This is a genomic window from Bradyrhizobium cytisi, from assembly GCF_008123515.1.
Lineage (GTDB): Bacteria > Pseudomonadota > Alphaproteobacteria > Rhizobiales > Xanthobacteraceae > Bradyrhizobium > Bradyrhizobium cytisi.
In genome coordinates this window covers 56,447-74,617 of the sequence record NZ_VSSR01000025.1, presented here as the reverse complement: position 1 = coordinate 74,617, position 18,171 = coordinate 56,447, and the positions used below count along the sequence as shown (strand labels likewise).

Here is an 18,171-nt window from a genome sequence, read left to right as displayed (position 1 = left end):
TTGTCGCGAGCTCCTCGCAATGACAGCGGGCCCAAATAAAAACGCCGCCCGGAATTGGGCGGCGTTTCATTCCGAAATGTGTAGAGGGTGTTGACGCCTAGTCTACACCAAACTCCGTAAATCTCAAGAGCGGTAGCCCGGGAGCTCGCGGTCGAGCTTGCGCAGCAGCGGCGGCCATACCAGGTTCGTCGCGCGCAGCTCGGCGCGGTCGCGGTTGGCGAGCAGCTCGGTGTTCTTCTCGATCGCGATGTCCTCCACCGGATAGACCGGCGTGCCCAGCGCGCGGGTGCGCACCTGCATCGAGCAGGCGCGCTCGAGGTGGTACATGCGCTCAAAGGCGGAAGCGACCGAGCGGCCGACGGTCAGCGTGCCGTGGTTGCGCAGCAGCATGTGGTTGTGGTCGCCGAGATCCTGCTGCAGCCGCGGCCGCTCGTCGTGATCGAGCGCGATGCCTTCATAGTCGTGATAGGCGAGGTCGTGGGTGACGAGCTGCGCGGTCTGGTTCAGCGGCAGCAGGCCTTCGGCGCTGCTCGACACCGCGGTGCCGTCCAGCGTGTGGAGATGCAGCACGCAGATCGCATCTTCTCGCACCTCGTGGATCGCCGAATGGATGGTGAAGCCGGCCGGGTTGATGCTGTATTCGCTCTCGCTGAGCTGGTTGCCGTGCAGATCGACCTTGACCAGGCTCGAGGCCGTGATCTCGTCGAACATCAGCCCGTAGGGGTTGATCAGGAAGTGATGGTCGGGGCCGGGCACGCGCGCGGAGATGTGGGTGTCGACCAGATCGTCCCAGCCGTACAGCGAGACCAGACGATAGCAGGCGGCGAGATTGACCCGTTGCTGCCACTCGGCCTCCGTCATGTTCGACGGCACTTCCTTCAGGCGCGCTTCCGCTGGTGACATGGCAAATCTCTCCGAACCTCGTTGTTGCGGGGAGGGAGCCTAGTCTCGCAAACGGCTGGCAGCAAGGTGCGCGCCAAGCGCGGCAGTTCAGCGTGGTCCGCATGGAGCGGGCTACGGCTTCCGGAGAAAATTATTACGGCGCCGGGATCGACAGCAGGCCGGAAATGCTGCGGCCGCGGATGTCGTAGACGCGGGCGAACACCACGTCGTCGCGCTTGATCTCGACCAGCACGGGCGCGGTGAGGCCCTTGCAGTAGAATTCGCCGAGCGTCATGGCGAAATCGGCCGCGTTGGAATCCCAGCCGATGGTGAAGTCGGGGCCGAGCGCGACCTGGGCGGGGCGTTGCGGACCGCACACCGCGACCTTCCATTTGCGATTGCGCGGCGGCACCTCCTGGCGCTCGACCAGCTGCTCGCGCAGTTCGTCGGAGGCCTGCTTCAGCGCGAGGCCCCAATAGTCCAGCATGAAGCGGTCGTCGGCGGCGCGCACCGTGCCGGCGATGTGGTTGAAGTGGGTGTATTGATAGGGATGCAGCCGGATCATCTCGGCGAGCGGCAGCGCCAGGCCGAAGCAGAACACGGCGAGCACGGCCGGCTGCCAGGCGCGGTGGCTGGCGCGCAGGCGTTCCATAGTCCGGGCGAAGGCAATGCCGCCGAGCACCGCCATCGGCGGGATCACGAAGACGAAATGGCGGATGCCGTTGTAGAGCGCAGGACGCTTCACCATCGCGATCGCGAGCGGCAGGGTGGCCGCCAGCGTCAGCATCAGCAGGATGGTCTTGCGACGCGCCGGAACCTCGCGACGCGGCAGCATCGCGAAGGTGCTGAACACGGCACCGGCCGTCAGCACCAGCATCACTTCGGGAAGCTGCAGCGCGAACAGCGTCGGCAGATAGGACCAGGGCATGTCGGGCACCGACACGATCGCGCCGTCGAACATCTCCTTCCAGGGCTTCTCGAAGAAGTGCGAGAAATAGGTCAGGGCCTCGAAGGGATTGCCGGGCTCCATGATCGACCACGGCCAGATCAGGCCCATCACGAGGTAGCCGAACGCGAGGCCGGGCAGGAGCACGTAGACGACATGGGCGAAACGGCGGACCGCCTCGCGCGCGCCCTCGGTGCGCAGCTCTTCCAGGAACAGCGGCATGAAGCCGACCATCGCATAGACCAGCGCGAGCCCGCCAAGGATGCGGCAGCCGATCGACAAGCCGGCACCGAGGCCGACGATCAGGATCGTGCGCGGCGAGGGTTTTGGATATTCCTCGGCAAGCCGGACCAGGCCGAGCATCAGGATGATCATCGCCACCGCGAAGGGCGCATCCTTCGGGTTCATGAACATGTGGCCGTAGAAGATCGGGCAGAGCGCCAGCAGCAAGAGTGCGGCAAGACCGGCAAGCGGTCCGGCGACGCGGCGGCCGAGCCGCCACGTCACCGCAAGCCCGATCACGCCGACGATCGCGCCGACCAGGCGTCGCGTCTCGAACAGCTCGAGCGGGAGAATCTTGTGCAGCAGGGCTGCGACCATGTCGAAGCCGCCGCCATACATATAGAGGTTGGCGAAGGAGAGGGCAGACGTGTCCCTGAAGCCGGAGCCGTACATGCGCAGCAGCAGGTCGGCATATTCGGCATGGGTGTAGTCGTCCCAGCCGAGCCCGTAATCGCGGAAAGTCAGGCCTGCGATGACGGCGACGGCAGCCAGCACCAGCATGGCGAGGTCGTCGCAAGTCCGCTCAACCGAGCGCCCGAGAGGCGTGTCGAGCGCCGAAGTCGTGATGGATGTCATGGCTATTGGTGACCCGGAATCCCCTCTCGGCCCTGCTGGCGCGCGCGGGCCTGTTCCCCGGAATCCCTATAGCGCAGTTCCATTACCAAGTAATTGGGCATTATGGCTAAATTCCTGATGCGACGCAGCAATTTCCAGAAGCGCGGGAAGCACATGAGAGCTACCGGACCGTTGCTGAAGGGAATGTGAATAAGTCCCTGATATCCTTCCCTTTAGGAACGGCGCCGGCAATTGGTCGTTGGCGAGGAACGCAGTATGACGGTATCGTGGCGTAACGGGTGCCGCGCGTGGATGCGCGGCCGGGGGTGTGTTCGATGAGCTTGGCTTTGTTGATCGCAGGGATTTTCGCCGTGGCGGCGGGCCTCCTTGCGGTCGCTTTTGGCTATTCGATCAGGGATTTCAGCCTCGGCAGCACGCTCATAACGAGCGGAACGATTGGCGTCTGCTCCGGAATGTTACTGGTCGGTCTCTACATCGTGCTGCTGGAGCTGCGAGGCATCGCCCGACGGCTGGCCGCGCCGTCGGACGTTCGCGTGCGGCCGGTGCTGCCGCCGGGCCTCGCTGCACCAGGCGCGGCTGCGTCCGAGCTGGCTCCGGCGATGCGAGTCGAGCCGCAGCCATCGCCCGCTGCGCCGCCTTGGCAGGCCGAAGCACCGGCGCGCGAGCGACCGCGGGCCGAGGCTCCGGCCGAGCCGGAAGCGCCGCCTACGCCCCCGCCCGCAGCTCAGGAGGCGCCGCGTCGGCGCAACCTGATGTTCGCCTCGAGCTCGCGCAAGGAGCGCGAGCGTGCCGAGGCAAAGGCCACGGAGGAGTCGCCGCCGCAACCACACGCCGAGCCCGCGGAGCCGGCCGTGCCTGAGGCCCCGCCCGCGAGCTTCGACGATGCCTGGCCGAAGGCCGACCGTGCGCGGCCGCCTGAACCGCCCGCGCCGCGTCGCCCATCGCCGCCGCGCCCGGCGTCGACCTTCGAGCCTGCTGCTCCTCAGCCCGCCGCACCTCCGCCCGCACCCGAGCCGCCGCCGGCCGAACAGGCGCCGGTCACGGTGCTCAAATCCGGTATCGTCGACGGCATGGCCTATTCGCTTTATTCGGACGGCTCGATCGAAGCGCAGATGCCGGAGGGCATGATGCGCTTCGCCTCAATCGACGAGCTGCGCGCCCATCTCGACCAGCGCGGCTGAAGCTTCGCCGGGTTCAAGTAAAGTCTCGCAACTGCTGTCGCGAGATCAGTAATCGGCTCATATTCTCCAGTCGTCGTATTTCGGCCAAAGGTATTGTTGACAGAGAATACTTCACCGCCGCCAATGAGGCCGCGACGGAATCGGATTGGAGAGGTCGAGCCCATGTCGGATGTTGGGGCTAAAAATTTCATCGAGCTGACGGCGAACATCGTCTCGGCCTATGTCAGCAACAACCCGACGCCGGCCGCCGAGATTCCGAGCCTGATCAGCCAGGTGCATGGCGCGTTGACGCGGGTGTCGTCGGGCCGTGTCGAGGCGCCGCTCGAGCCGGCAAAGCCTGCCGTCTCGCTGAAGAAGTCGATCGCCCCGGACTATCTGGTGTGTCTGGAAGACGGCAAGCGCTTCAAGTCGCTGAAGCGCCATCTGCGCACCCAGTACAACCTGACGCCCGAGCAATATCGCGAGAAATGGAGCCTGCCGGCCGATTATCCCATGGTCGCGCCGAACTACGCGGTGGCGCGTTCGCAACTGGCGAAGAAGATGGGTCTGGGACAGCAACAGCGGAAAAAAGGAAAGTAGAGCCGCTTGCCTGATTTCGTAGGGTGGGCAAAGGCGCGACAGCGCCGTGCCCACCAATTCTCGTTGGTCGCACTCAGATGGTGGGCACGCTGCGCTTTGCCCACCCTACGAAGCGCAAGTTAGCGCTTCACGAAGCGTCCGCGAGCGCCTCTTTCGCGTCGGTCTTGATCCGCTCGACCATCGAGCGCAGGCCGTTGGAGCGCTGCGGCGTCAGGTGGTCGCGGAAGCCGAACTCGTTGAACACGGAAATCGCATCGGTCTCGAGGATCTCCTGCGGCGTGCGGCCGGAATAGAGCGCGAGCACGATCGCCACCAGCCCGCGCACGATATGCGCGTCGCTGTCGCCGCGGTACTTCAGGATCGGCGCGCCATTGCCGCGATCGACCAGCTTCTGGAGCCAGACCTGGCTGACGCAGCCATTCACTTTGTTCTCGGCCGAGTGTTCCGCCTCGGGCATCGGTTCCAGGGTGCGGCCGAGCTCGATGACGTACCGGTAACGGTCGTCCCAGTCGTCCAGAAGCTCGAAATTGTCCCTGATCTCGTCAATCGCAGTCATTTGTGGCCCGTGATCCCCGTTCAGGCCAATATAGGGACGGGCGCTGCCGAAATCGATAGGATTGGGGCCCTAATTCGCCGTCTCCGGACCGCGCCAGTCCAGCGCGAGATCGTCCTGGGTCAGCGTGTCGCGCGGCGCTTCGGTCGCGGCGGCATCGCCTTCGCCGGCGACCGTGATCGAACCGGTGTGGTCGGCCGCCTTCTTGTCGGCTTTCTCATTCTTCTCGTTGGTGATCTGCTCCTTCTTGTCGTTGATGATCTGATAGATCTTCTTCGCGCCGTCCTGCGCCCGCTGACCGATGATGGTCGCGGCCTGTCCGCCGACCTCGCAGGCCGCCGGCTGGCGTTTGCAGAACTGGGTCATGTCGGAGACGGCCGCGGTCGCAGCCTGCACCGCGTCGGCAGCGCCGATCTGCGGCAGCTTGTCCGATCCGGGCGTCTTGTCCCGCGGCAGGAGCACCAGCACCAGCCCGAGCCAGAATGTGATGCGGAGCAGAAAGCGCATCTTGCGAACCTGTACGTTAGATCCCCGCCGCGGCGATTCCCGCAGAACGCACCGGACCTAGCAACTCTCGATAAATCGCAAGTGATTGCCTTCCGCTTAATTCGCAGAAAATTTACGCAAAAATCTTCGCGATTGCAGGTCTCGTAAATTTTCGATTGATGCCTGCGCCCGTGGTGTTCCGGACCGGCGCATCCACCAATTCGAAACCATGAAACGGACGGCGAAACCCTGTGTTCACCATCCCCGATGATGACATCGCCAAATCGCCTAAAAATGTCCGCGATGACGCGGTGTCAGGCCGCAGGCCGGATCGCCTTAGCACTCGTTTAAGGTCGCTCTGACACGTTGGCTCAACGATAAGGAGGCGTTCCGGCACGTCTTCAAGGACGATTGAGCCGAAGCGCGAGACCCGTGACAGTTTTGAGTATCATCCGCGATTGTCTCGATGCGCTGCTGCATCCCTCCGCGCGTTACGATGCGCTGACGCGTGCGCGCCATCGCGCTTTCATGGCGCCGCGGCTTCTCGGAAGCCTGGCCGCCTTCGCCGCATTTCCGGTCTACCTCGTCCTGCGTGGCGCGCCGAGCGCGATCGAGGTCGCGGCTTTCGCGTGGCTGATCGCGCCGATCCTGCTGTCCTGGTTCCTGTCGCGCACCGGCCGCTATGAAGGCGCCCACGTGCTGTCGTCGCTGGCGCTCGCCGGCCTGATCATGGCGATCGCCGCCACGACCGGCGGCATCGAATCGTTCGCCGCGGTCTGGCTGGTCGTGGTTCCGCTCGAAGCCGCGCTGTCGGCCTCGCGCCGCGTCGCGGCCTTTGCCTCGTTGCTCGCGCTGTCCTGCGCAGGCCTGCTGATCCTGCTCGGCCAGCTCGCCTGGCTGCCGCTCGAACATGCCGGTGCTACCGAGCGCGGCGTGATGATGGCGTTTGGCGTCGCCTCCGCAACGCTCTATGCCGCGGGCCTCGCCTTCGGCGCCGAATCGCTCGCGCGCACCAGCGTCGCCTTGCTGTCGCGTGAGGAGGAGCGCTATCGCCTGCTCGCGCGCAACATGAGCGACGTGATCTCGCGGCATCAGCGCAACGGCGCGGTGCAGTTCATCTCACAGGCCGCGGAAGCCATGCTCGGCATGCCGGTCGCGCAACTGCTCGGCCATGGCCTGTTCGACCGCGTCCATGTCGCCGATCGCCCGGCCTATCTCACCGCACTCTCGGATGCCGCGCGCGGCGACGTGCGCAGCGTCGAATTCCGGCTGCGGCGGGAGCCCACCGGTTCGGAGCGCAGCCAGATCGATTTCATCTGGGTCGAGATGCGCTGCCGGCCGCTCGATCGGGATCCGGGCCGTGATCTCACGCGAGAGGCCGAAGTCGTCGGCGTGATGCGCGACGTCACCGATCGCAAGCTGTCCGAGCAAGCGCTCGATCAGGCCCGCGACGCGGCGGAAGCCGCCGACGCCGCCAAGACGCGCTTCCTCGCCACCATGAGCCACGAGCTGCGCACGCCCCTCAACGCCATCATCGGCTTCTCCGAGATGATCGCGCAGGAGCAGACCCTGATGCTGGGCGCCCCCCAGCGCAAGGAATACGCAGAGCTGATAAACGCTTCCGGCCAGCACCTGCTGTCGGTCGTCAACGGCATCCTCGACATGTCGAAGATGGAATCGGGCAATTTCGAGATTGCGTCGGAGCCGTTCGCGCCGCGCGCGGCGCTGATGCATTGCTGCAACCTGCTCGCACTGAAGGCGCGGGAGAACGGCGTCGATCTCATCACCGATGCGCCGCAGGATCTGCCCGTCATGACCGGCGATCCGCGCGCCTTCAAGCAGATCGTGCTCAATCTCGTCGCCAATGCCGTCAAGTTCACGGAGCGCGGCGGCCAGGTCGCGGTGTCTGCGGCGGCATCCGCCTCGCAGCTCACGCTGTGCATCAGCGACACGGGGGTCGGCATCGCGCCCGACGATCTCAAGCGCGTCGGCGCGCCGTTCTTCCAATGCGGCAAGACCTATCAGCGCCGTCACGAGGGCACCGGTCTCGGCCTTTCCATCGTGAAGAGCCTCGTGGCGTTGCATCTCGGCGAATTGACGGTACAAAGCAGGCTCGGCGAGGGCACCGCCGTCACGGTCAAGCTGCCGCTGGTCTACACGCCGCCGCAATCAAAGGCTTCTGATAAAAGACCCTCGGAGAGCAAGATCGCGACGCTGACGCCGGTGCTGCGCCAGGAGACCCAAGACCGACCTCAGGACCAACCTGCTCGGGTGAAGAAAAGTGCCTAGAAAATCTGCTGCAAAGGACGAAGCCGCTCCGCGCCGCCGTGGCGCCAAGGCGGCTGTCGTGGATGTCGAGACCGAGCGCAATCTCGTGATGCGCGTGCTCTTGCACAGCCCCAAGGACACGCTGGCCGGCCTCGTCGCCGTCGCCACCATCAGCGCCATCGTTGCGAACGCTCTGTTTCTGCAGACCGGCCGGCATCCGGCGCCGATGTTCGGCACCGTGATCAATCTTCCCGCGCCGTCGTCCATGTCGCTGTCCAATCCCATGCCGCGTCCGCGTCCCGTCGGTGCGGATACATCGCCGCTCGAGCCCAAAGCGACCGAATTTCGCGTCGAGCCGCGGCCGGCAGAGAAGGCGCCCGAGAAGCCCGCCGAAACGACGGCCTCGATGCCGCGCGCGAGCGATCCCATGACCAATCTGGTCATCAAGGCCACGACACCTACGCCGGCACCGTCTGCGGTGGCCGTCGCGCGGCCACCGGCGCCGGTCCCGATGCAGCAAAGCCCGGCGGCACGTCGCCTCGCCGGCGTGCAGCGCGCGCTGTCCGAATACGGCTACGGGAATTTGAAGATCACGGGCACGATGAGCGGCGAGACCCAGTCGGCGATCCAGACGTTCGAGCGCCAGCACAAGATGCCCGTCACCGGCCAGGTGTCGGACCGCCTGCTGCGGGAGCTTGCCGCCGCAATCGGTCACCCCGTCGAATAATAGTCGTCGTTGTTTCGCGAAGCCTGAAGGCTGGTGCTGATTGCAGCACTGGCCTATCGTGCGTACATGCGTTTGAAATCGAATATCTGGGTCTCAGCCTACTTGCGCCGGTGCCAGACCGAGGGCGTGTTCGGCGCCGTGCGCCATCGTGGTGCGGAGGAAGCGGGGGCAGTGTTCGTCAAGGTGTCGCTGCTCGACGGCAATGCGATGCTCTACGTGCCGGCGCCGCAGACCTCTTATGACGACGGTCGACCGGTCGATCGCTTCTTCGTGCCCGCCGCGCCGCAGCCGATGCCGGAGCAGTCGGTCGAAGAGCGCCTGACCAAGGAACTCCGCTTCGATCCCGATGCCTGGATCGTCGAGACCGAAGACCGCGCGGGGCGGCATTTCCTGGAGCTGGCGAAGACCTGACCTCGGCCACCGTCATTGCGAGCGCAGCGAAGCAATCCAGAATCTTTCGGCGGAGGCAGTCTGGATTGCTTCGCTGCGCTCGCAATGACGAGCGTGGGGCGTGATCAGCGCTCCGACGACCCGCCATTGCCCGTGCGCACCGCCGGGCTCGAGCCGGGCTGCACGCCCGGCCTCGACTGGCTGGATGTGCCACGTGCGCGCTGCCGTTCGCTGTCGTGCAGTGACGGCCGATATTTGGCGCGCGTGACGGCGAGTGTCGAGCCGCGCCAGGCGGCGAGCATCACCAGCGCGGCGCGATCGCTGAGGCGATCGTAGAGCCGCGACAGCCGGTAGACGGCGTCGACCGAGTTGCCGATCTCCGGCTTGAAGAACAAGAGGATGCGCTGGAAGTTCGGGCTCGGCATGTCGAGCGCGCGCGCGGCGATTGCCAGCGCCTCGCCGCCGGCATCGTCGACGATCTCTACTGCGACGCGCGAGGGCAGGATCAGGCTGTCGCCGAGCTCCAAGGTGAAGTTCTCGACGTCGCCCGCGATCGCCGCCATCTCCAGGATCTGGATTGCGCGCTTGGCGCGCACGGTCGGAATTCGCGGCGCGGCCTTCAGCGGGGTCTGCGCCAGATTGTGCAGGATCAGCGCGCGCTGGCTCGCATCGGCGCCGAAGAACATGTCGTGGATCTCGGCGGCTTCCTTCGGCTGCATCGCCATGCTGGCGGCCATGCGCTGCTCGGCGTCGGTCGGCGTGCGGGCAGGCGAGGGGACGGGCGCAGCACGCGGGATTTCGCGCGCGAGCGGCACCCGGCGGCCTTCTTGCGCAGCGACCAGCCCGAGCTTCTGCAGCACCGGGACCGGCGTCTGCGGATAGATCGCAAGCCGCGCCTTGACGGCGGCGCGCGTCGCGTCGTCGACCTGATCGATCAGCCGCGTGGCGAGCTCGATGAATTGCCGCTGCTCGTCCTCGCTGTGGGTGGGCGCCTGGACATAGAGGTCGGTCAGCACTCGCAGCAACGTTGGACGAACATCGACGCCCTCGCGGCGGGAGAGTGTCATCAGCCCGTCGAATCCGGGAAACAGCGACTTGGTCATGGAGGGTACGCAACTTGGAAAAAACCGTTGCCTCAGCCTATCAGGGGGTCCTTTAAAGGCTCGTTAAGGAAAACGAGGCGTGAAGCAAACCCGCCCGTTTCAATGGTTCTCGTCTCGCAGCGGGACGATCTGGGCCGGTCCGTGCGGTTACGGTCCAGAGGCCATGTTTACATCCCGTTAACCATAAACTGATCCTAATGCCCCCATGTTGCATGGTCGCGTTCTGTCGCGCGGCAATCGAGAGAGCTGACATGGGGACCATCATCGAATTTCCGGCCGGTCGCCGGGTGGGCTCGTCGGGGGACGTCACACCGCGCGCGGACATGGGGACGATTCTGATCCTTCCCGTCGTCCGTATCGAGCGCGATGCGGACGCAACCAACGGCGATCGCGGGCCGGAAGCGGGCACAGCGCCGGGGCGCCGTCGTCGTCGCCGCTAAGGCCGGCCTTTGCCATGCCGGCATCCATCCGCCAGATCCGCACCATTGTAACGGCCATCCTGCTCTTATCTGTGGGCGCGACGCTCGCCGCCTGCAGCGGCGGCGATTTCGGCCGCACCCGTGCCGACATGCGCAGCGACGACATGCATCGCTGGCTCGGCACCGAGGTCACCTCCAGCCTCGGCCTGAAACCGTCGCAATTCCAGCTCACCGACGAGGAGCGCCAGCTTCGCGATCTCGCCTATCCCATGATCGAGCCGCCGCTCTCGCGGCCGGCCTGGAAAAGCGTGTTTGGCGACTACAAGGCGCTGCCGTCGCCGTGGCGGCAGAAGATCGTGTTCGACCGCACCATGTACGGCCGCACGCTGATCGACGAGCCGCATCGCTCGCATTCCTCGCGCTATGCGCAGCTGATCGAGGACGTGCGCAACGACATTACCCGCTTCGAGCCGTTCTTCGGCTGTGCCATCCGCGTCATCGATCTCGACAAGAAGCGTGAGGCCACCATGGCGCGGGTCTCGGCGCTTTCGCCGCAGGAAAAGGCCGACGCCGTCGAACGCATGCAGGAGAACTCGCTGATCATCCAGTGGGTGCAGCTGTCGCTCGAGCAGCGTGTCTCGTCTTATCGCTTTGCGCTGGAGCGGCTGGTGATCCAGGCCCCCGACGGCATGGCTGCGGATGCCGATCGCCTGATCGGCGAGCTCGCCGCCCAGACCACCAATCCGCCGGTTGCGGCACAGCCGGCTTACGGCCGCGCGGTCGTCTCGAAGGGCTGACGGCGGATCGCCGCGCCTACGGACGCATCCGGTTGCGTTCCCATCAGCACGAGCCGCGATCCCGGGCCGCCGCGACGGCGGCCAAATCATGCAACCACGGCGAGGATCACGTCCAGATGCCACCGGGACGGGGCGCCGGGACCTTGTGTCGGCCGCCGCCTACGCCGTTCAGCACATAGTCGGACCGCCCCGATTGGCGCTTGTTCTCCCAAGCCAGATCGATAGGATTGCGCAGTTATACCAAGTCATTTTGCACGAAGGTCTTTTGGGATGAGCACCAATTCCAGGATGCCGTTTGACGTCCGTCGAAATTCCAACCCTCTGCGAAAGTTGCTGGCCCTTGCCATCCTGCTCGGATCGACCGGCTCCGCCGCTGCCCTGACCAAGGAGGCGGCGCTCGAGAACTGCCGGATGACTGTCGGCAAGCCGATCGTGCATGCTTGCATGCAGGCCCAGGGAGGTCGCAAGGCCGGTGCCGATGTCGAGGGGTGCCGCGCCAAGGCTAAACCGCAGGTCCACGCCTGCGTGCTCGCCGCCCTTAATGCCGCGAACGGACGCGCCAATGTCGCCGTCGCGCTTCCGACGGAGGTCGCGCCGAAGCTTGCGCCGGGAACGGCCTTGCCGAGGGACTTTGTCGCGCCGCCGCGCAACATTTCCGACATCACGGCGATTCTCGACGGCGAGAAGCCAGACGAGAAGATGATTGCCGAATTAAAGTCGGATGCCGATGCCGCGCCGACGGGCAAGGAGTCCCGCGAAGACCTTGCGCAATTCTACTTCGATCGCGCCAATGCCCGCTCGCAGCTCGGCCGCCTCGCCGAGGCCACTGCCGATGCCAACAAGGCGGTGGAGACGGGACGCGGCGCCGTCAGCGCGAACATGCTTGGGCGGATGATGCAGCTACAGTCGCTCCAATATGCCCTGGCCGGCGATCCCAAGCGCGCGCTCGAAATCATCCAGCGGCTGCTGCGCGAGTCGGCCGGCGTGCCCGGCGCCAAGGGATTTCAGTTCAACGCCAACCGCTCGATTGCAGCCATCCTGATCCAGATGGGCGACATCCCGCAGGCCGAAGCCTATTTGCGCCGCAGCCTGACCGGGATCCAGGAAGCGCGCACCAGTGGATTGCCGGGCTGGCGCGCCTCCTATGCCAAGTTCGGCCAGAACTGGGAGGGCGAGATCGAGATTTCGCGCGGCCAGATCTTCGAGGCGCGGGGCCAGTTTGCCGAGGCCGAGGCCGCTTATCGCACCGCAGAGGTGCGCAAGCGTGCCGGCCACAAGGGGGTTCTGGACTCGGACAATCCACCTGCCGAGACCATTCTGTTGCAGGCGGTCGACACCACCATCCTGAATCAGGCGCGCATGAAGGCGCGGCAGGGCAGGCTCGCCGAAGCCGAGGTCGATGCGCGCCGGGCGCTGTTGTCGCGCCTGAAGGACACTGGCAAGTACAATCCGGTGACGCCGCGCTTCGTGATGGGACTTGCTGGAATCCTGGTCGACCAGGGACGTTACGACGAAGCCGAGCAGCTCGGCCGTGTCTCGCTTGAGATCAACAAGGCGGTGGGCGTGCCGGACGACTCGCAGTCGACCGTGCAGCTGCTGTTGCAGGTCGCCGGCATCCTGAATCTGCAGCGCAAGAATGCCGAGGCCAACGACATGTTTGCGCGGATCGACAAGGCGGTCGCCAATTGGGATCCGCAGCGCCGCCAGGTCATCGAGCTCAATCCGGCGCGCATTCTCGCGCTATACAATTCCGGCCAGCTCGACGCCGGCATCGCCGCCGCCGAGCAACTGGTCAAGAAGCAGATCGGGCGGGTCGGCGAGAACCATTTCGATGCGGCGTCGGCGCGCGGCACGCTGGCGATCGGATTGATGCGCGCGCGGCGCGATGCCGACGCGATTCGGGAGTTCAAGGCCGCCATTCCGATCATGATGGCGAACGCAAACGAGAACGCCGACGACGAGAACACGACCGTCGTGGCCGCGCGCGGCCAGCGGCTCCAGACCATCGTCGAGAGCTACCTCCTGCTGCTCGCGCGGGCCGAAGGCACCGGCAGCGGCGTCGGCGAGGAGACGTTCGGTCTGGCCGATGCGATCCGCGGCCGCTCCGTGCAGCAGGCGCTGGCCGCCTCCAGCGCGCGTGCGGCGGCGAAGGATCCGGCGCTGGCCGAGCTCGTGCGCAAGGAGCAGGACCTCACCAAGCAGGTCAACGCCCAGCTCGGCACGCTCACCAATATCCTCGCCATTCCTTCGGCGGAACGCGACGAGAAGGGCGCGCAGCAGATCCAGGCCTCGATCGTCGCCTTGCGCGGTGCACGCGACAAGGCGCGCCAGGAGATCAAGCAGAAGTTTCCGACCTATGCCGATCTGGTCTCGCCGAAGCCGCCGGCCGTCGCCGAAATCCGTGCGACGCTGGCCGACAACGAGGCCATGCTGTCGTTCTATTTCGGTCAGAACGGCAGCTTCGTCTGGGCCGTGCCGAAGGCGGGGCCGGTGGCGTTCGCGGCCGTCAAGGCCGGCATCGGCGACGTCGAGACCAAGATTCGCAAGCTGCGCGAGGCGCTCGAGCCGCAAGCCGCGATGATCTCGGATATTCCGCCGTTCGACCTCAAGCTCGGTTACGAGCTCTATGAGCTGCTGCTCAAGCCCGTTGAGAGTGGATGGAAGCCCGCGAAGAACCTGATCGTCGTCACCAATGGCGCCCTCGGCTTGTTGCCGCTCTCGCTGCTGCCGACGGCACCCGCCGAGGTGGCGCAAGACGAAGACCCGTTGTTCGTCGGCTACCGCAACGTGCCATGGTTGGCTCGTACCCACGCTGTGTCGACAGTGCCGTCGGCCGCGGCGTTGCGCACGCTGCGGCAGTTGCCGCCCGGCAAGCCCGGCCGCGGGGATCTCGTGGCGTTTGGCGATCCCTATTTCAACAAGGATCAGCAGGCCGAGGCGGAGAGCGATCAAACCAAAGTTCAGCTCGCCGACGCGGGTGGCAACGTCACGCGCGGCATGCCGCTGAAGCGTCGTAACAGCGCGAAGCTCGACGGTGTCGATAGTGCCGAGCTCGGATTGCTGCCCCGGCTGCCCGATACTGCCGACGAGCTGAAATCGATCGCGCTGGCCCTGCAGGCAGACCCCTCGAAGGTGCTGTTCCTCGGCAAGAATGCGACCGAGAGCGCCGTGAAGACGATGGACCTCTCCGGCTTCAGGATTCTCGCATTTGCCACCCACGGTCTTGTTCCGGGCGAGCTCAACGGCTTGACGCAGCCGGCGCTCGCATTGTCATCGCCAACGGTGACGGGCGAAAGCGGAGACGGCCTCCTGACCATGGAGGAGATTCTCGGCCTCAAGCTCGACGCCGACTGGGTCATCCTGTCGGCCTGCAACACCGGTGCCGGTGCCGGCGCCGGCGCGGAGGCCGCATCCGGACTTGGTCGCGCGTTCTTCTACGCGGGTACGCGCGCGCTGCTGGTGACGAACTGGTCGGTGCATTCGCAATCCGCGCGGCAACTCGTGACCGATCTGTTCAAGCGGCAGGCCGACGATCCCAAATTGTCGCGGAGCGAGGCGTTGCGTGAAGCGATGATGGCTCTCGTCGATGGACCCGGCTATCTCAACGGCGAAGGCAAGACCGAGTTCGCCTATGCGCATCCGCTGTTCTGGGCACCTTACACGATCATTGGCGATGGCGGCGTGCGCTGACGGCAAGTGAAGAGGGTTGGAACTGAGATGAAACGGAATATCTTGCCGGCGCTGATCGCCGCAGGTCTCCTGTTTTCGGGAGCGGCGAGAGCAGCGACACAATTGATCACCGAAGAGGAAGCGAAGCTGCCGCCCCCAAAGGGTGCAGTCGCGACCGACCGGCGCGGCATCTTGCGCGGGCCGAAGGTCGAATTTGTTTCGCCGAGCGATTCGGTCAGCTCGCCCGTGCACCTGGTCTTGAAGTTCGAGTCCTTTGGCGGAGCCAGGATCGATCCGGATTCGGTCAAGGTGATGTTTCTGCGGACGCCGAACGTCGATCTGACGGCGCGCGTCAAACCGTTTGTCGAGGCCAGCGGCATCAACATACAGGATGCCGAATTGCCGGCGGGCGAATACATGGTTCGCGTCGACATCAAGGACAGCGATGGACGGCCCGGCACGAGCATCTTCACCTTGAAGGTAGCGCCCAAATGAGGTGTCGTTGAGGTGAAATGTCCCTATTGCCAATCCGGAAATCTGGAGGGCGCCCTGATCTGCGCGTCGTGCGGGCGTGACGTCGCCGTTCCCGCGACGCTGATCGCCGAGCGCGACGATCTCTTGCGCAAGCGGGACGCCCTGCGTGCCGAATTGAGGCAGGCCAGAGAGGAGATGGAAGCGATCATGCAGCGCAGGAAGTCGCGCTAGCCATGGAATGTCCATTCTGCGCCGAGACGATCAAGGACGAGGCCATCGCGTGCAAGCACTGTTCGCGCGACCTGCGCGTCGTGCGGCCGACGCTTGTCGAGATCGAGGAGATCGTTGCCGAGCTCGACAAGCTCAGGCGCGATCTCGATCGGGTCAACATCCGGCTTGAACGACAGAGAAATCCGCTGCGATATTTCGGAACGCACGCGGTTCTCTACGTCGTTATTCCGTCGATGCTGCTGACGGTCACGCATTTTCTCGTGACGATCACGTTCAATCTCTCGCCGATCCCGCTCCGGATAGCGTCGATCATCGTCCCGCTTCTGTTCGGGCTCCTCGCATATCCCCTGCACAGGGTTTCCGCACTCGGCGCGTTCGTGCTGGCGTTCCTGGCTGCGACCATCAGCATCCTCGCGATGCTGACGGTCACCGGCATCCACGACGGCGTTCCGATCCTGCCGGCGGTGTGGGTCGAATGGCGCGAAGTGTTCGAATACGGTGCGAGCATCCTTCTCGCTTTCGTTTCCGGAAACATTCTGGGAGTCGTGATCTTCCAGGTCTTGCCGCGCGTGCTCAGCCAGGGAGGCAAACCGAACGCATTTGCCTTCAGGATGGCGCGTCTGCTCGGGCAGCATGTCGGTGAGGAGCAGCTCCGCCGCCGCGCCCGCCTGATTCAGGACCTGATGCAGACCGTCGGCCCGCTCGCAGGCGTCGCCGCAACGGCCGTCGGCTCGATCTATGCCGGTCTGAAGGGCTTGCTTGGATAGCTTGTTGCCAGTCGCCGAGGGCGGGATCCCCGCGCGATCAACGTCCGCGGCCGGCAGTCTTGCGCGCAGCGGGGCGAGGCTCGCTCCGATTGGGCTTGATCCGCTGCTTCCGAAGCTTCCCGACGAAATCCTTCAACGCATCCGCCAGCGGCACTGACGCGCGATAGGCGAGCCCGACCTCGCGCCTGACCTTCACCTCGATCTCCCGGATGGCGACGTCAGGATGGCCCTTGGCGACGCCCTCCGGGACGATGGCGATGCCGATGCCGGCCGCGACCAGCGCCATCGCCCAATCCTCCGATTGCGCGATCGCCGCGGAAGGGCGCCGTTGCGCGGTGCGACCGAAGAACGTGCTCTGCTCGCAATGGCAGCGGTCGATCATGGGGAATTCGGCGAGGTCGGCGGCGCGGAGCCGCTCCTTCAGCGTCAGCGGATGCGACGGCGGCAGCGCCGCGACATACCGCTCGCTCCACAGCGGGACGAAATGCTCGTCATCCCCAAGCATGCTCTTCGAGATGATCCTTGCATCCGCGCGCTCGTCGTGGCCGACGAGTCGGAGCGCGATGTCGCTGCGTGACGTCAGCGGCTTCAGCAGCGCGATGGTCCGGGGCACGTCGAGCGTGCGCATCAGGCCGAGCGTCAGATTGGTCCTGGTGCTGGGTTTGCGGAACAGGCTGCGCGCGGCCTCGGCCTCGTCGATGATGCGGCGGGCCAGCGCATGAAACTGCTCGGCCGAGGCGGTCGGCGCCACCCCCTTCTTGTGCCGAATGAAGAGCGTGGTGCCGAGCTCGGCCTCCAGATTGGTGATCGCGGTCGAGATCGACGGCTGCGACACGAAGCAGGTGCGCGCGGCGGCCGTCAGGTTGCGTTCACGGTAGACGGCGGCGAAGTAGCGGAGCTCGCGAATGTCCATAGTCCAAGCCTATATATAATATCAATATTCGATATTTTACCTATGGATAGGATAATGACAAGAACGCTCTGTTCACAACAGGCGAGCGTCACCCATGAAAATCCATCATCTCAACACCGGCACGATGTGTCCCATGGGCCGGCGGCTGGTGAACGGCACCGGCGGCCTGTTCCAGCGCGCCCGCATGGTCTGCCATTGCCTGCTGATCGAGACCCGTGACGGCCTCGCTCTGGTCGATACCGGCATCGGGGTCGGCGATATCGCCACGCCCGAAAGGCTCGGCAAACGTTGGCTGCGGCAGACCGCGCCAAAGCTCGATCCGGCGGAGACGGCCGTGCAGCAGGTGAAAGCGCTCGGCTATTCGCCTGCCGACGTTCGCCACGTGCTGCTGACGCATCTCGACCGCGACCACGCCGGCGGCGTGCCCGACTTTCCCCATGCCGCGATCCACGTTCATCGCGCCGAATACGACATGGCGGTGCTGCGAAAGCCCGCGCCGCCCGAAGGGCGCTATGTCACCGGGCAATGGAGCCACGGGCCGAGCTGGTCTTTCTACGGCGAGGCCGGCGAGGACTGGTTCGGCTTCAAGGGCGTGCGCGCGCTCGGCGACCGGGAAGCGGACATCCTGATGATTCCGCTCGCCGGCCACACGCTCGGCCATTGCGGCATCGCGGTTCGCAGCGGTGACAAATGGCTGCTGCATGCCGGCGACAGCTATTTCCATCACGCCCAGCTCGACGCCTCACCGCGCGCGCCTCTGGTGCTTCGCTATTTCCAGCGCCGCGTCGACATGGACCGCAACGCCCGCATCGCCAATCAGGCCCGGCTGCGCGAGCTGAAGCTCAGCCACGGCAGCCGCGTGACGATCTTCAACAGCCATGATCCGGTGGATTACGAGACCTGTCGGTGCGGCGCGCATTGAGCAGCG

The 18,171-nt window shown here is 65.3% G+C and carries 18 protein-coding genes; 12 read left to right on the top strand and 6 right to left on the bottom strand.

Annotated features, from left to right (window positions below; genetic code table 11):
- Nucleotides 1-123: 123 nt before the first annotated feature.
- Both FXB38_RS17100 and FXB38_RS17095 read right to left on the bottom strand, forming a co-directional pair.
- Nucleotides 124-903 carry a class II aldolase/adducin family protein gene (locus FXB38_RS17100; RefSeq protein ID WP_148752034.1) on the bottom strand — a complete coding sequence of 260 codons (780 nt, stop codon included), beginning with the start codon at nucleotides 901-903 and terminating at the stop codon, nucleotides 124-126.
- A 133-nt stretch (nucleotides 904-1,036) separates the two neighbouring features.
- Nucleotides 1,037-2,686, bottom strand: a complete 1,650-nt coding sequence (locus tag FXB38_RS17095) for a glycosyltransferase family 39 protein (RefSeq protein WP_148752033.1) — start codon at nucleotides 2,684-2,686, stop codon at nucleotides 1,037-1,039.
- Nucleotides 2,687-3,000: 314 nt separating this feature from the next.
- Between FXB38_RS17095 and FXB38_RS17090 the strand changes: the two genes are divergently transcribed.
- Nucleotides 3,001-3,867, top strand: coding sequence for a DUF308 domain-containing protein (locus tag FXB38_RS17090; RefSeq protein ID WP_187434939.1), 867 nt, complete (start codon nucleotides 3,001-3,003; stop codon nucleotides 3,865-3,867).
- Nucleotides 3,868-4,029: 162 nt separating this feature from the next.
- Nucleotides 4,030-4,446 (top strand): Ros/MucR family transcriptional regulator, encoded by a 417-nt coding sequence (locus FXB38_RS17085; protein WP_148752031.1) that lies wholly within the window; start codon nucleotides 4,030-4,032, stop codon nucleotides 4,444-4,446.
- A 127-nt stretch (nucleotides 4,447-4,573) separates the two neighbouring features.
- Here the strand turns inward: FXB38_RS17085 and FXB38_RS17075 are convergent, their stop codons facing one another.
- Together FXB38_RS17075 and FXB38_RS17070 are read right to left on the bottom strand one after the other, a co-directional pair.
- Entirely contained in the window at nucleotides 4,574-5,002 is a 429-nt protein-coding gene (locus FXB38_RS17075; protein ID WP_148752030.1) for a SufE family protein, read from the bottom strand.
- A gap of 69 nt (nucleotides 5,003-5,071) precedes the next feature.
- The gene (locus FXB38_RS17070; protein WP_148752029.1) at nucleotides 5,072-5,506 is read right to left on the bottom strand and encodes a DUF5330 domain-containing protein; all 435 of its coding nucleotides are present in this window, start codon (nucleotides 5,504-5,506) and stop codon (nucleotides 5,072-5,074) included.
- Between the two features lie 411 nt (nucleotides 5,507-5,917).
- Between FXB38_RS17070 and FXB38_RS17065 the strand changes: the two genes are divergently transcribed.
- The 3 genes from FXB38_RS17065 to FXB38_RS17055 all read left to right on the top strand — a co-directional run bounded on the left by FXB38_RS17065 (nucleotide 5,918) and on the right by FXB38_RS17055 (nucleotide 8,891).
- Entirely contained in the window at nucleotides 5,918-7,774 is a 1,857-nt protein-coding gene (locus tag FXB38_RS17065) for a PAS domain-containing sensor histidine kinase (protein WP_187434938.1), read from the top strand.
- A complete protein-coding gene (locus tag FXB38_RS17060; protein WP_148752027.1) occupies nucleotides 7,767-8,480 on the top strand; it encodes a peptidoglycan-binding domain-containing protein in 714 nt (237 codons plus the stop codon). The genes FXB38_RS17065 and FXB38_RS17060 overlap by 8 nt, the downstream gene beginning before the upstream one ends.
- 66 nt (nucleotides 8,481-8,546) lie before the next feature.
- Nucleotides 8,547-8,891 (top strand): DUF1491 family protein, encoded by a 345-nt coding sequence (locus tag FXB38_RS17055; protein ID WP_148752026.1) that lies wholly within the window; start codon nucleotides 8,547-8,549, stop codon nucleotides 8,889-8,891.
- Between the two features lie 104 nt (nucleotides 8,892-8,995).
- Here the strand turns inward: FXB38_RS17055 and FXB38_RS17050 are convergent, their stop codons facing one another.
- Nucleotides 8,996-9,973 carry a DUF2336 domain-containing protein gene (locus tag FXB38_RS17050; RefSeq protein WP_148752025.1) on the bottom strand — a complete coding sequence of 326 codons (978 nt, stop codon included), beginning with the start codon at nucleotides 9,971-9,973 and terminating at the stop codon, nucleotides 8,996-8,998.
- 251 nt (nucleotides 9,974-10,224) lie between these two features.
- Between FXB38_RS17050 and FXB38_RS17045 the strand changes: the two genes are divergently transcribed.
- The 6 genes from FXB38_RS17045 (at nucleotide 10,225) to FXB38_RS17020 (ending at nucleotide 16,330) form a co-directional block, all read left to right on the top strand.
- On the top strand, nucleotides 10,225-10,413 hold the full coding sequence (locus FXB38_RS17045) for a hypothetical protein (RefSeq protein WP_148752024.1): 189 nt from the start codon (nucleotides 10,225-10,227) through the stop codon (nucleotides 10,411-10,413).
- A 14-nt stretch (nucleotides 10,414-10,427) separates the two neighbouring features.
- Complete coding sequence (locus FXB38_RS17040; protein WP_148752023.1) at nucleotides 10,428-11,189, top strand: hypothetical protein; 762 nt, start codon at nucleotides 10,428-10,430, stop codon at nucleotides 11,187-11,189.
- A gap of 288 nt (nucleotides 11,190-11,477) precedes the next feature.
- On the top strand, nucleotides 11,478-14,879 hold the full coding sequence (locus FXB38_RS17035) for a CHAT domain-containing protein (RefSeq protein WP_430640177.1): 3,402 nt from the start codon (nucleotides 11,478-11,480) through the stop codon (nucleotides 14,877-14,879).
- A gap of 27 nt (nucleotides 14,880-14,906) precedes the next feature.
- Nucleotides 14,907-15,353 (top strand): hypothetical protein, encoded by a 447-nt coding sequence (locus FXB38_RS17030; RefSeq protein ID WP_148752021.1) that lies wholly within the window; start codon nucleotides 14,907-14,909, stop codon nucleotides 15,351-15,353.
- Nucleotides 15,354-15,365: 12 nt separating this feature from the next.
- Complete coding sequence (locus tag FXB38_RS17025; RefSeq protein WP_148752020.1) at nucleotides 15,366-15,563, top strand: hypothetical protein; 198 nt, start codon at nucleotides 15,366-15,368, stop codon at nucleotides 15,561-15,563.
- A 2-nt stretch (nucleotides 15,564-15,565) separates the two neighbouring features.
- Nucleotides 15,566-16,330 (top strand): hypothetical protein, encoded by a 765-nt coding sequence (locus FXB38_RS17020; RefSeq protein WP_148752019.1) that lies wholly within the window; start codon nucleotides 15,566-15,568, stop codon nucleotides 16,328-16,330.
- A 37-nt stretch (nucleotides 16,331-16,367) separates the two neighbouring features.
- On the opposite strand, the gene FXB38_RS17015 is transcribed toward FXB38_RS17020, so the two are convergent.
- Nucleotides 16,368-17,243 (bottom strand): LysR family transcriptional regulator, encoded by an 876-nt coding sequence (locus FXB38_RS17015; RefSeq protein ID WP_148752018.1) that lies wholly within the window; start codon nucleotides 17,241-17,243, stop codon nucleotides 16,368-16,370.
- A 94-nt stretch (nucleotides 17,244-17,337) separates the two neighbouring features.
- Here FXB38_RS17015 and FXB38_RS17010 point away from each other — a divergent pair, with 94 nt between their 5' ends.
- Nucleotides 17,338-18,165, top strand: coding sequence for an MBL fold metallo-hydrolase (locus tag FXB38_RS17010; RefSeq protein WP_148752017.1), 828 nt, complete (start codon nucleotides 17,338-17,340; stop codon nucleotides 18,163-18,165).
- Nucleotides 18,166-18,171 lie beyond the last annotated feature (6 nt).

Excerpts from the sequence above, each read along its gene's own strand:
- FXB38_RS17100 (WP_148752034.1), bottom strand. The coding sequence starts at position 903 with ATGTCACCAGCGGAAGCGCGCCTGAAGGAAGTGCCGTCGAACATGACG.
- FXB38_RS17095 (WP_148752033.1), bottom strand. The coding sequence starts at position 2,686 with ATGACATCCATCACGACTTCGGCGCTCGACACGCCTCTCGGGCGCTCG.
- FXB38_RS17090 (WP_187434939.1), top strand. The coding sequence starts at position 3,001 with ATGAGCTTGGCTTTGTTGATCGCAGGGATTTTCGCCGTGGCGGCGGGC.
- FXB38_RS17085 (WP_148752031.1), top strand. The coding sequence starts at position 4,030 with ATGTCGGATGTTGGGGCTAAAAATTTCATCGAGCTGACGGCGAACATC.
- FXB38_RS17075 (WP_148752030.1), bottom strand. The coding sequence starts at position 5,002 with ATGACTGCGATTGACGAGATCAGGGACAATTTCGAGCTTCTGGACGAC.
- FXB38_RS17070 (WP_148752029.1), bottom strand. The coding sequence starts at position 5,506 with ATGCGCTTTCTGCTCCGCATCACATTCTGGCTCGGGCTGGTGCTGGTG.
- FXB38_RS17055 (WP_148752026.1), top strand. The coding sequence starts at position 8,547 with ATGCGTTTGAAATCGAATATCTGGGTCTCAGCCTACTTGCGCCGGTGC.
- FXB38_RS17050 (WP_148752025.1), bottom strand. The coding sequence starts at position 9,973 with ATGACCAAGTCGCTGTTTCCCGGATTCGACGGGCTGATGACACTCTCC.
- FXB38_RS17045 (WP_148752024.1), top strand. The coding sequence starts at position 10,225 with ATGGGGACCATCATCGAATTTCCGGCCGGTCGCCGGGTGGGCTCGTCG.
- FXB38_RS17040 (WP_148752023.1), top strand. The coding sequence starts at position 10,428 with ATGCCGGCATCCATCCGCCAGATCCGCACCATTGTAACGGCCATCCTG.
- FXB38_RS17035 (WP_430640177.1), top strand. The coding sequence starts at position 11,478 with ATGCCGTTTGACGTCCGTCGAAATTCCAACCCTCTGCGAAAGTTGCTG.
- FXB38_RS17030 (WP_148752021.1), top strand. The coding sequence starts at position 14,907 with ATGAAACGGAATATCTTGCCGGCGCTGATCGCCGCAGGTCTCCTGTTT.
- FXB38_RS17020 (WP_148752019.1), top strand. The coding sequence starts at position 15,566 with ATGGAATGTCCATTCTGCGCCGAGACGATCAAGGACGAGGCCATCGCG.
- FXB38_RS17015 (WP_148752018.1), bottom strand. The coding sequence starts at position 17,243 with ATGGACATTCGCGAGCTCCGCTACTTCGCCGCCGTCTACCGTGAACGC.
- FXB38_RS17010 (WP_148752017.1), top strand. The coding sequence starts at position 17,338 with ATGAAAATCCATCATCTCAACACCGGCACGATGTGTCCCATGGGCCGG.